Genomic DNA, 18,470 nt, shown 5'->3' with positions numbered 1-18,470 from the left:
AATTTTCTTGCACGCCTCGATCTTGAATGAAATTTCGAATTTTTCAAGCTCCCCTGAAGTCCAGAGACAAAACGTGTTATGCAGCGTATTGGATACTTATAACCAGCATGGCCATGGATGCTAAAAAAAACTGGGGCCGGTCTCGACAGGTGCGGGGGACGACATGAAAATTGTCGCCGTCGGCATCAATGCCCGCTATACCCATTCCTGTCTGGCTTGTTTTTATCTTCGTCAGGAGGTGGAGCACCATCTGCCCGATGCCGCGGTGGCCATCCGCCAGTTCACCATCAACGATCCTCCCTATGAGATTGTGCAGCAGTTGGCCGACGAACCTGCCGACTATCTGTTTTTTTCCGCGGTCATCTGGAACAGCGAGCTGCTCGAACACCTTATTGACGATCTGCTCGTCGTCTCCAATGGACCGCGCATCGTGGTCGGCGGCCCGCAGGCCGAGGTGATCGGCATACGTTGTGCCGACCGGGACCGGGTGTGCATCTTCAGCGGGGCCATCGAGGCGGCCGGCAGCGATTTTTACCGCGACCTTCGGCAAAAAGAGGTGCGGGGACACTATCGGGCGCCGTCCTTTCACGGTGCCGGCCGCGTATTGACCAGTCCGTATCGACCGGAAGACTTTGCCGGCCCGCTGGCCAATCGCGCCGTCTATTACGAATCCTCGCGCGGCTGTCCGTTTTCCTGCAGTTATTGCCTGTCGTCGGCAGAGCATGGCCTGTACCACAAAGATCTCGATCAGGTTCGGATGGAGTTGGCGGCGATCCTGGTTCATCGGCCGAAGACCCTGCGCTTCGTCGACCGGACCTTTAACGATCGACCGCAGCGGGCTTTGGCCATCTGGCGCTTTCTCGCCGAGCAGGACGGGCCAACCCTGTTTCATTTCGAACTCGCTCCGGATCGGTTCACCGAGGAGATGTTTGCCTTTCTCGAGACTGTCGAAGCGGGCCGGTTCCAATTCGAGATCGGTCTGCAGTCGACCAATCCGTCGACGCTGGCGGCGATCAGGCGGCCGGTCGATCCGGAAACTGCGGCAGAAACGATTCGCCGGTTGCGACGACTGGAGACGATCCACCTCCATGTCGACCTGATTCTCGGGTTGCCGTTTGAATCGGCGGCAACCTTTGCCCGCTCGATCAACGACGCCTTTGCCATGGAGCCCCATTACATCCAGATGGGACTGCTCAAGATCCTGCCCGGAACCGAGATGGCGGCAACAGCTCCGGTCCATCACTACCGCTTCAGCCCGCGGCCGCCCTATCCGGTTTTTGCCAATCGCTGGCTGGATGAGACGGCCCTGCGCGCGTTGTACCGGCGCGGCGAGTGTCTGGAGCGGTTCGTCAACAATCGTTATTTTGTCGCCCTGTGGCGCTATCTCGTTGCCGGCGGCGAGGACATGGCGATGTTTTTCCGGGACCTGGCCAAGCTCTTCGTGCGCCGAGTTTTTAGCGGCGCCGGAACGACCCAGGAAACCCTGAGCATCCTGCTGTTTGAACATCTCTACGGCCGCGGCGACGCTGATCTGTGCCGGGAGCTGCTCACCTATGATTGGCTGCGCTGTGGCCACCGCTTCCTGCCCGATCACCTGCAGCAGGACGTCACCCTCGAGGAGCTGCGTGATGAGATGTACCGGCGGCTGCCCGCTGCCATCGACGGATTGTTCGACCGGCGGGGCCGCAGTCGTTTTATCAAAAAGCAGATCTTCTATCGTTTTTCTCCGCAGCTGCTCGAGCAAACCGGGTGCAGTGATCCGCCCGACGGGGCGCTACTCTGTTTTTTGACGCAGCGGGAAGAACGGGTGTTTGGCTTGCAGAAAACCGTTTTATTGACAATCAGCGATTGACCTGCAGTCCCGGGTTTATACGAAAATCACTCCCCGGGCTGGCCGGTCCGACCTGACGCCAATTTTTCATTGTTCGTTGCCACTGCCAATCATGGGAGTTATATATAGCAGGGCTCAGCAACTGGCTCCAGTGCACCAGCGCGGTGCAATTGACAACCCGTTACCACAAGGAGTATCCCGTGAACGCATATCGCATCAGAAAAATCAACGCCATCGCCCGCAAGGGGCTCGTTCAGCTCGGGCAACAATTCGTCGTCAGTGATGACGAAACCGATCCGCACGGCATCCTGGTTCGCAGCTCACCGGTCGATACCGACGATTTCCCCTCGCTGCTGGCGGTGGCCCGAGCCGGTGCCGGTGTCAACAATATCTCGGTGGCCAAGGCGACCGAGCGAGGAGTTTGCGTCTTCAATACCCCGGGTGCCAATGCCAATGCCGTGGTCGACCTGGTCTTTCCGATGATCGGCGTCTGGCAGCGCAATATCTACAAGGGCATTTCCTTTTGCCAATCGCTGGCCGAAATCGAGGCGGACAAGGTTGCCAAAGAGGTGGAACGCCGCAAAGCCGCCTTTCGCGGCGTGGAAATCGCCGGTCGGACCCTTGCCGTGATCGGTCTCGGCCAGATCGGCGTCAGGCTGGCCAACGGTGGGGTCCATAGGTACATGAAGGTCAAGGGTTTCGACCCGAAACCGGTATTGGCCAATATCCATAAGCTACTGCCCGATGTGCAGATCACCCAGACCCTGTCCGATGCCATCGGTGATGCCGATATCGTCAGTGTGCATGTGCCGCTGATCGACAAGACCCGGGGCATGGTCAATCGAGAGTTCATCGCCCGGATGAAACCTGGCGCGTTACTGATCAACTACGCCCGCGGTCCGATCGTTGACGAAGATGCCGTCCTGGAGGCCTTGGCAAGCGGGCAGCTGCTCGGCTATATTGCCGATTTTCCCAGTGTCAAGTTGATTGGTCATGAGCAGGTGCTGTTGACGCCGCATCTTGGAGCATCGACGACCGAATCGGAGGAGAACTGTGCCCGGATGGCGGTTCGGGAACTTGCCAACTACCTGATGTATGGCAATATCACCAATAGCGTCAATTTCCCGAACATCGAGACGATTCCGGCCGATCAGGTTCGGACCAGGCTGATCGTCATCAACCGTGACGTACCGGGGATGATCGCTTTTATCACTAACATTCTCGGCAGTCACCAGATCAATATCAGTTCATTCAAGAACGAGTCCAACGGCAGCATCGGTTACAATATCATCGATATGGAGCAGGATGTCGCCGAGGAAATTATCACCGAGATTCAAGGCGATGAAAATGTTATCAGGACCCGAACCATTTCTTTTGCCCGCTGATTTGCGGGTGAAGCCGCCCGCTCCGTGTCGGTTGGCGTTGCCTGATGGCTGAATTGATTCCGGTCCTGCTCGGTCGTTGTGCGGCCTACGAGAAGCGCGGGTTGCACGAGTTTCTCGATCGCTGTGCCCCCTTGTGCCGACTGCCGGCGACGCTGGCCGGCACAACGGTGTTGCTCAAGCCGAATCTGGTCAGCGCTCTGGCTCCACCGCTGGCTTGCACCGACAGGAGGTTCCTGCGGGCGGTGGCCGAGTGGTTTCTCGATCGCGGCGCCCGGCTTGTCATCGGTGATTCGCCGTCCTTCGGCAGTGCCGCCCAGGTCATGCAACGACAGGGAATCAGCAGTCTGCTCGGGGATCTGGACCTCAGAGTCGTCGAGCTCAGAACCCCGCGGCCGGTACGGCTGGCCCACGGTGTCGCCATCGCTGTTGCCGAAGAAGCGCTGGCTTGCGATCTGCTCGTCAATCTGCCGAAAATCAAAGCGCACACGCAGATGCACGTGACCCTGGCGGTCAAGAATATCTTCGGCATCGTCTGCGGCATGAGAAAGGCCCTGGCCCATATGAAAAACGGTCCGAGCCACCAGCGTTTTGCTGATTTGATCCTGGACCTGCTGGCCCTGCTGCCTGAGCATGTGACGTTGGTTGACGGTATCGAGGTCATGCATCGACGGGGTCCGGCGCGCGGCGACCGACTTCATCTCGGATGCTTGGCCGCCGGGCGCAATCCGATAGCCGTCGATTACGGCCTGATTGATGCCCTTGAGCTGACGGCCGAGCGTTGCCCGATTTGCGCAGCTGCCCGTAAGCGCGGTCTGACCGGGTCAGACCCGGCTGCACTGGCCTTCCCGTTTGAGGCACCAACGGCATTTCACGGTTCGGGCTTTGTCGCGCCGATCCATCTCGCTCCGGTTCCGTTCAATCCGCTGCGATTTCTGGTTAATGCGCTGCGCCGGGTGATCGGTGGAATGTCCCGCTGAGAGCGGCTGTCTCGGGTGCTCTTTTTACCGGGCAGTTGATCGGGACGACAAGACAACGGATGTATCGGCCGTATCGCAGCGAAAACCCGCCGCAATACGGCCGTATTTCCCAACCATAACAGCTCATCTGAGCGGAGAGGATAGCACTATGTTCAATCTGACCGGGCGTGTTGCCCTGGTGACCGGGGGATCGCGCGGCATCGGCCGGGCGATAGCCATTCGTCTGGCCGAACACGGCGTCGACATCATCGTCAATTATGTCCGCCACCGGCAGGACGCCCAAGACACGGCGACGGCGGTGGAGGCACTTGGCCGCCGCTGCTTGATCGTCAAGGCCAACGTGGCCAAACAGAATGACGTCGACGCGATGTTCGAGATCATTACCACGGAGTTCGGCGCCCTGGATATCCTGGTCAGCAATGCCGCTTCCGGTGTCCTCAAGCCCGCCCTGGAGTTGACCGAGCGTCATTGGAACTGGGCCATGGATATCAATGCCCGAGCCTTGCTCGGCCTGATTCAGAAAGGCCTGCCGTTGATGCGATCCGGAGCCAGGGTAATCGCTGTTTCCAGCCTCGGATCCACCCGGGCGATAGAGAACTACACTACTGTCGGGGCTTCCAAGGCGGCCCTGGAGTCATTGGTTCGTCATCTTGCTGTGGAACTCGGTCCGCAGGGAATCAGGATCAACACGGTCAGTGCCGGAGCGGTGGATACCGATGCGCTGAAGAAATTTCCGAACCGCGACGAAATCCTCGACAACGCCTTGCACCGCACGCCGCTCGGCCGCTTGACCACCCCCGAAGATGTAGCCGACGTGGCGCTGTTTCTCTGCAGCAATCTCGCCGATATGGTCCAGGGGCAGGTTATCACGGTGGACGGCGGCTATGCGATCAGGGGCTGACGGCCTGCCGGAGGTCCTTTGAGCAGCAGGTGGTCGGGCCTTATTTCGGCTGGAGGGCGCTGATGCCTCGACGACTGACGACCAGTCCGATCACCAGTGAAACCAGGATTGCAGCGACAACCCAGCCGCCGGTCAGCAGGGTGTCGAAGAGCGGTAGCCCACGGTGGAAGATCCAGCGTCTGACGAGCCGGTAGACGGGAGAAAAACCGGTCAGCAGGATGACCAGCAGGTAGGCGGCGGCGCAGAAAAAGTAGAGAACGGCACCGATGCCCAGCGAGGCGGAGCGGTTTTCGGCATGATAATCGGCATACATCGCGCCGAAACCGAGGGCCATGGCCACCACCGTCCAGCATATCAGCAGCGAGGCAAACAAGGAGATCCACCACATCGGCCCGCTGATCTGCAGCAGGTGGTTGGAGACGACGATCAGCACGATGGTCAACAGGCTGAACGGGATGACGTAAAAAAGGTATTTATACCAGAAGAATCGGGCGATCGACAGCGGTGAGCTGAGGATCAGATAGAAGGCTTCCCCTTCGGCACCGATCGAGGGGTAGACGAAGCGAGCGGCGAGCGCCGCGGCCAGGAACCCGGTCAGACCGATATTGCCAAATGAGATCAGGTTGGCCACATAGGTGCTGCCAAAGGTTGATTCCAACGGCAGGACCTTGAAGTTGTAAAGATAGACCACCACCAGCGCTCCGATCATGAAGAATTGGGACCACTCCCGCGAGTCCCGTAGAAATGAAATGAGCTCCTTGCGAAAAATCCAGGACCGGCTGCTGCGTTGCCGCGGCGGCCGAAACCGGCGATAGCCACCGAACGATTCCTGGGATTTGGAGTAACCACCGATAAAGAATCTCTCCATCAGCCATTCTCCGAGAAAAACGAGGACCGGTGGGGTGCACAGCAGCAGCCCGAGGAGCAGCCAGTCGATCTGCCGGTCGAGCAGATAGACGGTCAGCAGGTTGGCCGTCCAGCCGGCCGGCAGCCAGGGGCCGGCCGGGTTGGAAACCGCTGCCAGGTATTCGACGAACTGGCTGTATTTTTCCGGGTTGACCAGATCTTCCGGCCGCATCAGCCGGAATACCAGGTAGAGCAGGATGCCGAAACACAGCGTCAGATAAAAGATGATATCCTTGGTCCGCCGGGCCGGGAACAGAAAGACCAGCAGGATTACCAGCAGCATGGCGCTGCCGCTGGCGATCAAAGCCGTGGTTGGAATGGTCACCAGCAGCAGGGGCCAATAGAGCGGTCCGGCCTGAAACACGGTGCCGAAGGCGGCAAAAACGGGCAGCGTGAAAATCAGTACCATCCAGGAGGTGTTGAAAAACGTGGTCAGCAGTCGCATCCGAAAGAGTTCGGCCCAGCCGATCGGTGCGGCGACCATGATCTCGTTGTCCTTGGACAGGTAGAGCGTTGAGACTCCGGCAATCATCGAGGAAAAGACGAGCATGATGAAGATGGTGATCCAGGCCATCTGATAGATTTTCATGCTGAGGATGATGCCCAATTCGCTTTGTGCATGAAAGTAGGAAACAGCCCGCCAGGTGATCACGTAGAGAACGACGCAGATTGCCAGTCCGAGCAGCGTCAGCGGGATCGTTTTCAGCGTGACGGCGCCGCGGCCGAGAAGTCGGTTTCGGGCGCTGCAGAGAAAAGGGAGAAACAGCCGGGTCTGCACGAGATGCCCCCTCAATTTCCGGCGCTGTCTTCGCGCAGCGCGGCGATAACGTGTTGCAGCTCGAAGGCGCCGGTCAGCTGCAGAAACAATTCCTCGAGATTTTTTCCGGCCAGCGACGGGTCTTGCCGCAACGAATCGATGTCGCCGCTGGCGATGATCGAGCCGTTGACGATGATGCTGACCCGATCGCAGAGTTCTTCGGCGATTTCCATCGAATGGGTCGATAAAAAGATGGTGGTACCGTGCCGGGCTTTTTTCCGGAAGAGTTCCTTGACGATTCTGGCGCTTTTCGGGTCGAGTCCGACCATCGGCTCGTCAACGACCAGTAGCGGCAGGTCAAGCATCAGCATTGAGGTCATGATCAGTTTCTGGCGCATCCCGTGCGAATAGCTCTCGATCAGGTTGTTGCGCCACTGGTGCAAATCGAAAAGCTGCAAATATTGTTCGGCTCGAACCTGTTGCCGGCCCGGTTCCGTGGTGTCCGGGTAGAGGCTGGCGATAAAGTTCAGGTATTCGCCGCCGGTCAGTTTTTCGTAGAGATAGGGGCGGTCCGGAATATAGCCGGTCAACTGCCGGCAGATCCGGGATTCGGAGGTCAACGAGTGGCCGCAGATTGACGCGGAGCCGCCGGTGGGCAGCAGCAGGCCGGCGATCATCTTGATGGTGGTGGTCTTGCCGGCGCCGTTGGGTCCGAGAAAACCGAAAATCTCCCCGGCGCCCACTTGCAAGTCGATTCCGTCGACGGCGGTAAGCCGGTCGAATTGTTTGCTCAATTGCTTCAGGACCAGGACGTCCTTGGACATAAAAGACCTCAGTGCGGTGCTGTCGATATCAGGGGACCTTGAGAAATTGTCATTTCGCCCAATCTCATCGTTGCACGGTCAAATTTTATCATCATAATATCATATATATGACGGCGGTAAACGTTTCTGGCGAGCCTCGACCTTGAACGAAATTCGTGATTTTTCCAGATCCCGATCAGTCGCTCAACGGTTGGATCGCCAGGTTGTTGAGCAACGAGCCGATCCGGATCTGCTCCTGCAATTCCCCCTCGACGAACTTGAGGTGGGTGAGATCGGCCGGTAATTGGTTGGTGGTGGTATCCAGGCTGATCCAGGTCCCGCCGATACATACTTCGTTCCAGGCGTGGTAATAAAAGGCATTCTGTTGCCAGACCACGCCGACGGCGATTTTCGTCGGAATTCCTGCGGCACGGGCCAGCGCGGCGAACAAAGAGGCGTGTTCGTTGCAGTCGCCGATTCGTGCTTTCAGTGTGCTCAGCGCATCGGGAATGCCGATAACCGGCCGCTTTTCCAGATTGTCAAAAACCCAGTCAGCCAGTGCAGTGGCTTGTGCCATAGGCGATGACGCGCCGGCGGTAATCTCCCGGCTCAGGGTGATGATTTCTTCGGCATCAGACTGGATGTATGGCGAGGCCTGCAATTCCCGATCGGCATCATCGCAAGGACCGGAGGCACTTGAACCGCTGTTTGGCAACCGTTCGCGGCGAACGGTCAGGATCGGGGCGACAAAGTCCTGCCGTCCGGACGAGAGGTCGAAGTCGCCTTCTTCGGGAAGTTTCAGGCGATAGCGCATTTCTTCGCGACCGATCAGGTCGGGCATGGTTCCGGTAATCTGAATGGACACGCCTGCCAGCAGATCCTGGCCCCGGCCATCGACCATCTTTGCCTTGAATTCCGGTTCCCTGATAAAGACGAAACCGGCCGGCGACTCTTCTTTGACGACACTCCCGTCGTCGTCGAGCCAGACGTTGACCCGAACGCCGGCAAACAGTTCGGTGAAGCGGTGCAACGGGTACACGCGTTGGTTGATCAGGGTCTTTTCCCGGCCGCGGTACTCGACCAGGGAGGTCTTCGCGGTCAGCGACAGCGGATCGAACCAGGGGACGCGAATTTTTTCGCCGACCGTCATGTCCTGACTGAGCAGGTAGGCGCGCCGGGAAGTCGGCAGCAGCGGCGGGTCGGGCAGGGTGATTCGATCTTTGATAATCGAATTGCCGGTGTCGAGGGTAAACGACACGGTCGCACCGGAAACCTCTCCCGTGGCTTCCATGCGATAAAACGGCGATGAAAAATTGAAGTGAAAATCCAGCAGGCGGCTGCTCTGGTCGACGGTTGCCCTGAGATCGAGATCGATCGGATGGGATTGTCCGGAAATGGTAAGATCCATGACCGCCCGTTGACTGACGGCCACGGTGTCGTCATCGGCCGGGATGCTATGATGCTGAACATAACCGATTTTCCTGTCTTTGAAATAGATGCCCTGGTATGCGGTGTGCCTGGCCTGTTCCAGAACGGCGTTTTCGCGACTGCTGATGGTCCTGACAAAAGAATCACGTTGGAGAAGAATGACAAAGAGCAGCAGCCAGACGACGCAGATCACGGCCTTGACCAGCGGTATTGCCCTAATGGTGGAACGAGGTCTCATTATTGAGCGGCGGCTTGTAACATGCTCCAGGAGACGACCCGGTTCCGGCCGGTCTGCTTGGCGTGGTAGAGGGCTTTGTCGGCCCGGTTGGTGATCGCTTCAAGCGTGTCGTTTTCCCGGTATTCAGCCAGGCCGATGGAGACGGTAAACATGCACGGCAGGGCAGGGCTGATCCCGTTTTCGATCTGCTTTCGGATCCGCTCGGCAAAGCGCACGGCGCTCTGTTCGTCGGTTGCCCGGAGCAGGATGAGAAATTCCTCTCCCCCCCAGCGTACCGGGGTGTCGTAGGGGCGGCACTGGTTTTTCAGGTAGTTTCCCAATTCTTTCAGCACAACATCTCCCTGGTGATGGCCGAGGTTGTCGTTAATCTTCTTGAAATGGTCGATATCGAGAAAAAGAATAGACAAAGTCTCGTTTCTGCGCAAATTCCTGGCACATTCATCGTGGAAGATATGGGCGAAATGGCGACGGTTTTTCAATCCCGTCAATTGGTCGTGGATGGCCATGTCCCTGAGTTGCCGCAGGCGAAGGCGAAGTTCGTTTTCCTTCTCCTGGCGGATCGTGCCAAGAATGCCGAAGACCGCGCCGAACAGCAATGGGTGCAGGAGGAAGAACCATTGGAGCGGCGAACCGAAAATCGCCAGCGGTGCGGCGATGCTGTCCACCGAGTGCAAAAAGCGTAGTTCATATAAAATGGTGACCAGCGGGATCGGAATTCCCCAGAATAAGCCGAACCAGATGTAGCTGTTGTGCCGCAGATCATAGCTGAACGGTTTACGGGCGGCGGCGGCGAATTCCGTGATGGTTGCGGGGGGTGAAAAGGCCATACCAGGCACAATCCTCCAAGCGAAGATCAATTCAGCGGCCGCTTCGGCGCCCATCGTCGGAACGCAGACTGCGGCTAGCGGTCAATTGTTGTTCCAATTGGCTGACCCGATGGCGGCTTTCCTGCAGCAAAGCCTCGGTTTCCTGCAACCGTTGCACCAATTGTCTGGTCAGCGGTTTGAGAATGGGCAGTTTGTTGTTGCCCAGCGCATTGTGGAAAATATACTCGTCGACCAAGATCAGCCGGGGTTCTTCGATGGCGGTGGCAGTGGCGCAGCGTGGTTCGTTGGTCAACTCCCCCATTTCTCCAAAGATCTCGCCGCTGCCGAAACGGCTGATTGATTGACGGTTACCGTCGATTGTTTTATAAATCTCCACCAATCCACTGAGGATAAGATAGAGATGACGGCCCGCATCACCCTGCCGGAAGATGACCTCTTCCGGTTGACAGATGCGAGTAATGATTTTTCCTGCTTCGCTCATCGATGCATCTCGGCAAAAAGATGATTGGTTCCTGATTAGCCCGGCAGCAACCGCTCTGTATCGCCGACGCACTCGTCAGTGGTATCCGGCCGAGGGCTACGGATTTTGGAGGAGCTTGAAAAATTCAAGGTTCCCTTCAGCAAAGATTTATCGCCAATCTTATCACGATAGTGAACAATTTGTAAGGTGGTCGGAAGATTTGTCTGCAGAAAGTGAAGATTGCAACAGAGGCGCTGCACCAGAGAAATGAGCTCGTTCATACCGGATCAGCCGGACGATAACGAAGCAGCCGGCGAGATGTTTGCCACTGTCAAACCACTTGTCCTGGCGTCGGCTTCGCCACGGAGAAAACGTATGCTGACGGAGCTCGGACTGCATTTCCGGATCTGTCCGGCATCCCTTGACGAACGCCCGAAGGAGGGCGAGGATCCCGGCGATTATGTCTGCAGAATCGCGGAAGAAAAGGCCCGGATGGTCGGTGTTAATTTTGCTTCGGAGTGGATCCTGGCTGCCGATACGACGGTGGTTCTCGATTCTGAAGCACTCGGTAAACCACGTGACAGCGAGGAGGCCGTGACGATGCTGTGCCGGCTGGCCGGTCGGGAGCATTTCGTTCTGACCGGATTTACGCTGTACTGCCGTCGCGAATCGTTTTGCCATGTCGATTGTGTCGCAACGAGGGTCAGATTCGCTCCCTTTGGCAGACAGTTGGCCCGAGCATACGTTCGAACCGGAGAGTCGCTAGACAAGGCCGGTGGCTACGGCATCCAGGGGAAAGGCGGGATGCTGGTGGCGGCAATCGACGGTTCCTACTCCAATGTGGTCGGCCTGCCGTTGGCGGAAATCAGCGATCTGTTGACCGAACTTGGCATTATCGAGATACGTTCGTCCCGCTGCAAACCGGCGCACAATGGTTGAAAACGGTCGTAGGTTTGCTATGTATCATACCGGGATGTAAATGAAAATATTCGTTTCCGGCGATGTTTGTCGACGGTGTCCGACAGGATTCGAGGTATGTCATTAACCAGTTGTTTTCCTTGACTTTTGAAATGTTGGCGTGGTAGTGAATAATATAGTGAAGTGGTGGCGGCAGATCGGTTGTGACAAACCGGCCGACGTGATGTTCGATCGCTTGTCGATCTGTCTATCGTGCCGGGATCTCCGACAGATCGCCGTAGAGGCGGCAATAACAATCCTCAGAGCATGGGGTCAGCGCCGGTAATGAACATCGAGCGTATACAGCATGAAGCACTGGCGACCCTCAAGTCGTTCAATGCGGCTGTCACCACCTCCCGTCTCTACCCGGCTGCTTCCCCGCAGGTCGCCAATGCGGTAGAAAAGGCGTATCAGGCGATCAAAACGTTTTCCCGGACGGCCGGTCAGTTCAGCTATGGAAAATCACCGGACGTCCCATTGGTCTGTGGGTTCCAGGTGGCCGAACAGGTGGCGGAAGAGCTGAAGAACATGGTTGTCTACCGTCATCTGGCCCTGCTCAATCTCGAGCATGTCGTCCTGCGTCCGACGTTTGACCGCAGGGTGTTCAGTGCCATCCTGACGGTCTTTACCGCGAGAAAAGAGAAAATTGCCCGGGAGGGAGGCGGTCGTTCTTTTGTCAATGAGTTGGGCCTCGCCCATTATTTCCCGGAGGAGGCCCCCGAACTCGAATACGACCCGGCTCAGACCGAGGCAGACGAGGAGGTGTCGTTCGAGACGGCGGCCGTGCCGCAGGACCTGCTCAACGACCTGTTTTCCAGGCGCGATCCGTCCACGCGACTGGCCGGCTTGTCCTCCTATCTGCAGGACACTTCGCGGGCGATCGATCTGGTTGTTGCCGGCGTTGCCCAGGCGTTGCAGGAATTGAGCGCGGTCGAAGCTGCTCCGCTGCCGACCAGGTCGGCAGCATTTTCCCGTTTCGTGCGCCGTGTCGGTGGCCATCTATCACCGCAGCAGCATCAACAGGTTGCCGCCGGCGCTGCAGCCATAGTGGTGCGCGCCGGTTCGGCTCTCTTCCTGACGAGGCTCTACTGCCAGGATTATCCCGATGATTTCGGCCGGTATCTCTTAAATGCACTGGTCGAGCTGGTCCCCAACGAGCTGTTTGATACGGCGATGACAAGACTCCGCGAGCTAAGCGAGCGAACCGGTGGGCGGCGTGGCGAGATCAGCGTCGATGATGCGATCGTTGCGGCGACTGTTGAGCTGCTTGCAGGCACACCGAAAGGCAAACTCTATCTCGGTAAGGAAAAAGCACGTTCGTTGCTGGAAAGCAGCGAACAGGAGCGTCGCGACAAACGAATCGAAACGGGTATCGGCGCGCTGCTCAGCGGCAATCTCGCCGGTTTGCGCAGCGAGGAACTGCTGCTCAATCTGCCGGAGGAAATCGAACAATATTACCGGCGCGGTGATGGTGCCACCGCCGACCGTCTGGTCGAGATTATGGCGGCGGAAATGCTCGGCGGCGACGATCATCTTCGGCGACGCCTCATTCGCAGTCTGGTGATGGTCGGCAGTGTCCTGTTTGCCCAGAAACGCTGGACGTCGCTGGAAAAGATGAGTGGCGCGTTGATTTCCTGGATCCGCGAATCGGAAGAAGGCGACTCGGCTTACGAAAAAGCGGCGTTTCTGCTGCAGGTGATCGTCGGTGCGTCCTGCCAGCGAGGACATTTCGACCGTGCCGATCAGGTCCTGGCGCTCTTTCATAAGATCCGTACCGGTCAGTTGGCTAAACCGCCGCCCATCCCGGCGTTGATCGGTCGTATTCAGGACCGCTCCTTCAATCGACCGCTCTTTCGGGAGCTGCTGCAACAATCTCTCGAAAGTGGGGCGAAGAGCAAGGCGGGAGAGCGGCTGACCATGATGGGCCGGCCCGCCGGCGTTTTTCTCGTCGATCAGCTGTTGCAGGAGGAGGAGCCTCAGGATCGACTGCGGATCATCGACCTGTTGACCGCGATGGGATCGGTTGTCCTGTCGGTGATTCTCGAGAAACTGCCGGAGCCGATGCCCTGGTATGGTAAGCGAAACCTAATCAAGCTGACGGCGGAGCTGGCCGGGCCGAAGCAGGTTGCCGACATCATGCCGTTTCTTCGCCATGAAGACTTGCGCGTGCAGCGCGAGGCCTTTGCCTGCATCTACACCATCAGCGGTGAGCGGCGGAAGCAGGCACTGCTCGACTGCTTCAGCGGGGCCAGCGAGGCGATGTTGCTGCAGATCGTCAAAGCCCTGCACCGGTTTACCGATGAAGAGACGAGCGGGCCGCTGATGGTCATTCTGGCCGACCAGGAACACTATTCCGAAGCGGTTCGCGAACCGTTGCTCCATGAAATCATCAAGGCCCTGTCACGAATACCGACCGCGACCGTTCATACAGCCCTGCGCGAATTCCTGGATAACCGCGGCAAAAAAGTCAATCGGAAACTGGGGAATCAGGTCTGGGTTGACGCGGAGAACGCCTTGAAAGCGGTCTCTGCAGAGATGAAACGGGCGAGTCAGCCGACGCCGATCGAGCCTCCCTCTCCCTCTCCAGCCGCTGGCGCCGGCCCTGGAGAGGCAGGAGAAGGAAAAGGAGACACGGAGCTGGCCAGGACGCTGGCGCAGGTGCCGGGAGTAAGCCAGGTCAAGGAGCTGGTCGGCCAGGGGAAAAAGGAGCTGGCCCGCGAGGTACTGCTCGAATTCATTGCCAAGGCGGTGGCCAAGCATCGCTTTGCCGAGGCGGAAGCGTTGCGGGAATGGCTGATCGAGATCGACCCGATGGCCCTTTCCGAAATCATTCGGGCGGCGGAGTTGATCGAGGAAGAAAAGATTTCCGCGATCGACCGGGATCAGGTCGAGGCCTGGTCCGATCTCTATGACGTCCTTACCACCGAGGAGTTTGCCAACTTTTACCATGCTCTCAAACGCGTTACCTACGAGAACGAACAGTTTATCGTCCGGCAGGGGGATATGCAGTCCGGCCTCTATCTGATCAATAGCGGCAAAGTCAGGATTTCCTATCGGGACGCGTCCGGCGATGTGCTCGTTAAAAATGCAACCCGTGGCGAGATCCTCGGAGCAGACACCGTGTTTGAAGCCTCGGTGTGGACGGTCAGCGTCTCCTGCCTGGTTCGGACCGAGGTGCTCTACCTCGGCATCGACACCATCTATAAATGGCGTGAGGAGTCGCCGGCCCTGGAGTCGAAACTTCATGATTTCTGCCTCAAATCGGCGAGCCTGCAGGCGTATTTTTCACGCAGCGGCAAGGATCGCCGGGCGACGCGGCGGCACAAGCTGTCCGGCCGTGTGACCTCGTTGTTGCTCGACAGTAGGGGACGCGACACCGGTATCGCGTCCAAGGGCGAGTTGTCCGACATCTCAACCGGCGGTGTATCGTTCTTCCTGCGCATTTCCCAGAAAAAGAACGCTCGCCTGCTGCTCGGGCGCAGCACCAGGGTCCTCTTGCCGATGGAGGGAGCGGTTGAGCGTCAGGTAGCGGTATTGGGAACGATTATCGCAGTGCGCGGACACCAGGCCATGGAAAATGAATATTCGGTTCACGTCAAGTTTGTCGACGATATCTCCGGCAGCGATCTCCAGACAATCGTCAAAACCGGAAAAGACACCACCTTGCCGTAAAGGCTGCCACCACCGTTTGCGAGAGTGAAATGAGCGATTACGCCGAGGCGGTCTACCAGTTCTATGTCAGCAATCTCAGCGGTGGTTCGCTCGATAAATCGATCTACAGCGCCGATTGCCCGTTTTGTCCGGAAAAAGGACTGGACGGCCAGCAGCGACTGGTGGTTACGATCAATCCGGACGGCTTTTTCCACGGCTATTTCCGCTGTTTGAACCGCTGCGTTCCGGGCGGGTTCCCGCTCTGGTTCACGGCGCTGGCCAAACTGAATCCGGAGGCGACGCCGGGCTTTGATCCTGACCGCGAGCCGCTTCTGCGCCAGATCGATTATCCGGCCCAGACACTCAATCAGCAGGTCAAGGGTTTCCAGGACAATCTGACCGAGTCGGTGTTGGCTCATTTCCAGACGGCTGGCGTTACCGAGCCGGTCCTGCGTGAACTCGGCATCGGTTATAACGGCCGATACCTCGTGTATCCCTATTTCCAGGAAGATGGCAATTGCTATACCGCTCGTTGTGTTTACCCGGATCGACCGAGCGACTCTTTCTGGCAGGGAGACGAGACCCTGCGCGCTGAAGAGTATCAGCTGTTCAATGTCGAGGATATCCGGCGATGTGAAAACGGCACCCTGGTGATCTGTGAAGGTGAGGATAGTCTGTTGACCCTGAAACAGATCGGTCTGCCCGGCGTGGCGGTGCCCGACAGCCAGATCCTGGAATTCCTCGATCCGCAGCGTTTCGCCTATATCAGGACGCTTTTTATCGCTACCGTCAACAACGCCGAAGCGGAGATTCGCGCCCGGTCGTTGGCCTCCCGCATCGGCCACAAGGTGCGCCTGCTGGGCTGGCCGATCGGTGTGAGCCGCAATTACAGCCTCTGGCAGCTCGCCTGTGACAAGGGCGCCGGTTTCAGCGGCGAGGTCATTGCGATGGCCCGTTCTTCCCGGGCTTTTTCTCCGTTTGCCACGCCGAAACGAGAGCATGACCGGTTTTTCAAGAGGCTGGAGCAGCAGCGGGGAGACGATTTCCGCGGTATGAAGACCGGACTGGCCAAACTCGATCGGGCCGTCGACGGTATTCACGGCATCAACGTGATCGGCGGGGCGCCGAAGGTCGGCAAGTCCTGTTTCATGATCCAGATTGCCACCGACATGGCTCGTCGCGGCATCCCGGTGATCTATTACGATTTCGAGAATGGCAGGCAGAAGATCCTGCAACGTACGCTGGTGCGCCTCAGTCGGCTGGCCCTTCGCGGACTGCAGACGGGTCGTTTCAACGATGAGGATCGCCGGCGTTATCAGCAGGCCTGTCAGGAGTTCAGAAAGCTGTTGACCTGGTTTCGTATCGTTAACGATCGTCGCCTGACGCCGGAGATCATGCGGCGGCATATCGATTTCATGCGCCACGAGACCCAGCGGGAGTACACCGTGGTCGTCGTCGACAGCCTGCACAAACTCCCGTTCAAGGATCTGAGCGAGCGGCGCAGCGGCATCGACGCGTGGCTCCGTCAATTCGAGTCGATCCGCGATGAGATGCAGGTCTCCTTTCTCGTTATTTCAGAGCTGTCCCGCGGCGACAAGGGCTCTTATCGGGAAACTCCGCATCTGGGAGTCTTCAAGGGATCAGGCGATATCGAGTACAGTGCCGACAATGCCTTTGTCCTCCATCCAGACTGGGACCAGCAGAGTGCCATGGACGGCAGTCGGCGCGACAATCATCTCTGGCTGGTCGCCAGCCGGGAGCACAGTCCCGGCCTGATCGCCACCTATCGCCTCGACTACCCGTTCTGGGGATTCACCGAGATCTGAGCAAGCACCATATCTCCCGGTCCCAAGGCGATATTTCCAAACAAATAGGGAGAATCTCTGCCTGGGTCGGAAGGGCCGGCCAGCCCGGGAAGACCGATTTTCATACAAAGAACAGCAACAACCCAGCCGGGCAAACGAATTGTCTGGGTAACCCAAAGCGCTTGCTGACCCGGTTCAGTCGATGGTGTGCGTCGCCAGCCAGTCGGTCAGGGCCTCATCAGATTGCTGGGCGCGGGTGGAGCCGCGCAGCCGTTTCGGCACCTTTTTCGGCCAGGGTGGAAAGAGCCCGAAATTGATGTTCGACGGCTGGAAATGGCGCGGGTCCGTTTCGGTCAGGTGAGTGATCAGGGCGCCGAGTCCGGTGCCGGGAGGCGGCATAAGCGGTGCGCGGCCGGTGGCGAGCCGGTAGCCGTTGAGGCCGGCCAGCAGACCGATGGCGGTCGATTCGACGTAGCCTTCGACCCCGGAGAGCTGCCCGGCGATCAGAATATCCGGCCGACAGCGCAATTGCAAGCTCGGCAGCAAGACCTCCGGCGCCCGCAGGAACGTGTTGCGGTGAATGGATCCGAGCCGGGCGAACTCCGCCTGCTCCAGGCCGGGGATCAACCGGAAAATCCGCTTCTGCTCAGGATACGTTAGCTTGGTCTGGAACCCTACCATGTTGTAGAGGGTTCCCTGTCGATTCTCCTTGCGCAGCTGCACCACGGCATAGGGCAGCGCGCCGGTCTGCGGATGTTCCAGGCCGACCGGCTTCATCGGACCGAAGCGCAGGGTATTGTCGCCACGGGCGCGGATCACCTCGATTGGCAGACAACCTTCAAAATATTTGGGGTCTTCGAACTCCCGCAGAGGCACGCAGGCGGCCCCGGCAAGTTCGGTGATGAACCGCTCGTAGGACCGGTGATCCAGAGGGCAGTTGAGGTAGTCGCCCGGTCCGTCATCATACCGTGATTTCTGATAGACGATCGACAGATCGAGCGATTCATGATGGATAATCGGGGCGATGGCGTCGTAGAAGTAAAGCCGCGCACTGCCGGTCAACTCGGCCAGCGCTGCGGCGAGCGCCTCCGAGGTCAGCGGGCCGGTGGCCAGAATGAGCACGCGGCCGTCTCGTGGTTCCGGGAGATCGTTGATCTCCTCCCTGACGATAGTGATACGCGGGTGGTCGGCCAAGGCAGCGGTGATGGTCGCTGAAAACCGGGCGCGGTCGACGGCCAGCGCTTTGCCGGCCGGCACCGCGGTGGCGTCGGCGGCCTGCATGATCAGTGACTGCAGGCGACGCATCTCATGTTTGAGCAGGCCGACCGCGGCATGGGGATCGTTTGAGCGCAGGGAGTTGGAGCAGACCAACTCGGCCAGATCCGGGGATCCATGGGCCGGACTGAAGCGGTGCGGTTTCATGTCGTAGAGCCGGACCCGGCTGCCGGCACGGGCGATCTGCCAGGCCGCTTCGCAGCCGGCCAGGCCGCCGCCGATGATCACTACCGGTTCGGTGTCAGCAGATCTGTTCATCGGTTCCTCCA

General features: G+C 58.5%; 14 protein-coding genes. 7 read left to right on the top strand and 7 right to left on the bottom strand.

Going from position 1 to position 18,470, the window contains the following annotated elements:
• Positions 1–163 precede the first annotated feature (163 nt).
• From BUC26_RS02835 to fabL, 4 genes are all read left to right on the top strand, one after another.
• Positions 164–1,852 carry a B12-binding domain-containing radical SAM protein gene (locus BUC26_RS02835; RefSeq protein ID WP_073373313.1) on the top strand — a complete coding sequence of 563 codons (1,689 nt, stop codon included), beginning with the start codon at positions 164–166 and terminating at the stop codon, positions 1,850–1,852.
• A gap of 179 nt (positions 1,853–2,031) precedes the next feature.
• Positions 2,032–3,216, top strand: a complete 1,185-nt coding sequence (locus tag BUC26_RS02830) for a phosphoglycerate dehydrogenase (protein ID WP_073373312.1) — start codon at positions 2,032–2,034, stop codon at positions 3,214–3,216.
• A 44-nt stretch (positions 3,217–3,260) separates the two neighbouring features.
• Positions 3,261–4,193, top strand: a complete 933-nt coding sequence (locus BUC26_RS02825) for a DUF362 domain-containing protein (RefSeq protein ID WP_084540399.1) — start codon at positions 3,261–3,263, stop codon at positions 4,191–4,193.
• Positions 4,194–4,350: 157 nt separating this feature from the next.
• Positions 4,351–5,094: an enoyl-[acyl-carrier-protein] reductase FabL gene (gene fabL, locus BUC26_RS02820; protein WP_073373429.1), complete on the top strand. Its 744-nt coding sequence runs from the start codon at positions 4,351–4,353 to the stop codon at positions 5,092–5,094.
• 40 nt (positions 5,095–5,134) lie between these two features.
• Here fabL and BUC26_RS02815 read toward each other — a convergent pair whose 3' ends face one another.
• The 6 genes from BUC26_RS02815 to BUC26_RS23715 all read right to left on the bottom strand — a co-directional run bounded on the left by BUC26_RS02815 (position 5,135) and on the right by BUC26_RS23715 (position 10,794).
• On the bottom strand, positions 5,135–6,778 hold the full coding sequence (locus BUC26_RS02815) for a putative ABC transporter permease subunit (protein ID WP_208609701.1): 1,644 nt from the start codon (positions 6,776–6,778) through the stop codon (positions 5,135–5,137).
• An 11-nt stretch (positions 6,779–6,789) separates the two neighbouring features.
• Positions 6,790–7,581, bottom strand: a complete 792-nt coding sequence (locus BUC26_RS02810; protein WP_073373311.1) for an ABC transporter ATP-binding protein — start codon at positions 7,579–7,581, stop codon at positions 6,790–6,792.
• A gap of 175 nt (positions 7,582–7,756) precedes the next feature.
• Complete coding sequence (locus BUC26_RS02805) at positions 7,757–9,226, bottom strand: transglutaminase-like domain-containing protein (protein ID WP_073373310.1); 1,470 nt, start codon at positions 9,224–9,226, stop codon at positions 7,757–7,759.
• Positions 9,226–10,053 (bottom strand): GGDEF domain-containing protein, encoded by an 828-nt coding sequence (locus BUC26_RS02800; RefSeq protein ID WP_073373309.1) that lies wholly within the window; start codon positions 10,051–10,053, stop codon positions 9,226–9,228. The genes BUC26_RS02805 and BUC26_RS02800 overlap by 1 nt, the downstream gene beginning before the upstream one ends.
• A 31-nt stretch (positions 10,054–10,084) precedes the next feature.
• The gene (locus BUC26_RS02795; protein WP_073373308.1) at positions 10,085–10,534 is read right to left on the bottom strand and encodes a cyclic nucleotide-binding domain-containing protein; all 450 of its coding nucleotides are present in this window, start codon (positions 10,532–10,534) and stop codon (positions 10,085–10,087) included.
• A 35-nt stretch (positions 10,535–10,569) separates the two neighbouring features.
• Positions 10,570–10,794, bottom strand: a complete 225-nt coding sequence (locus BUC26_RS23715) for a hypothetical protein (protein ID WP_167369252.1) — start codon at positions 10,792–10,794, stop codon at positions 10,570–10,572.
• Between BUC26_RS23715 and BUC26_RS02790 the strand changes: the two genes are divergently transcribed.
• From BUC26_RS02790 to BUC26_RS02780, 3 genes are all read left to right on the top strand, one after another.
• Positions 10,781–11,452: a Maf family protein gene (locus tag BUC26_RS02790; RefSeq protein WP_341864983.1), complete on the top strand. Its 672-nt coding sequence runs from the start codon at positions 10,781–10,783 to the stop codon at positions 11,450–11,452. The genes BUC26_RS23715 and BUC26_RS02790 overlap by 14 nt on opposite strands.
• A 303-nt stretch (positions 11,453–11,755) precedes the next feature.
• Positions 11,756–15,142, top strand: coding sequence for a cyclic nucleotide-binding domain-containing protein (locus BUC26_RS02785; RefSeq protein ID WP_073373307.1), 3,387 nt, complete (start codon positions 11,756–11,758; stop codon positions 15,140–15,142).
• Positions 15,143–15,171: 29 nt separating this feature from the next.
• Positions 15,172–16,947 (top strand): bifunctional DNA primase/helicase, encoded by a 1,776-nt coding sequence (locus BUC26_RS02780; protein ID WP_073373306.1) that lies wholly within the window; start codon positions 15,172–15,174, stop codon positions 16,945–16,947.
• A gap of 174 nt (positions 16,948–17,121) precedes the next feature.
• Here BUC26_RS02780 and trmFO read toward each other — a convergent pair whose 3' ends face one another.
• Positions 17,122–18,459: a methylenetetrahydrofolate--tRNA-(uracil(54)-C(5))-methyltransferase (FADH(2)-oxidizing) TrmFO gene (gene trmFO / locus BUC26_RS02775; protein ID WP_073373305.1), complete on the bottom strand. Its 1,338-nt coding sequence runs from the start codon at positions 18,457–18,459 to the stop codon at positions 17,122–17,124.
• Positions 18,460–18,470: the final 11 nt, after the last annotated feature.

The sequence above is a fragment of the Desulfofustis glycolicus DSM 9705 genome, from assembly GCF_900130015.1.
In the GTDB taxonomy this organism is placed as follows: domain Bacteria; phylum Desulfobacterota; class Desulfobulbia; order Desulfobulbales; family Desulfocapsaceae; genus Desulfofustis; species Desulfofustis glycolicus.
The sequence above is the reverse complement of the archived record's forward strand: the minus strand, read 5'-3'. Positions and strand labels throughout refer to the sequence as shown.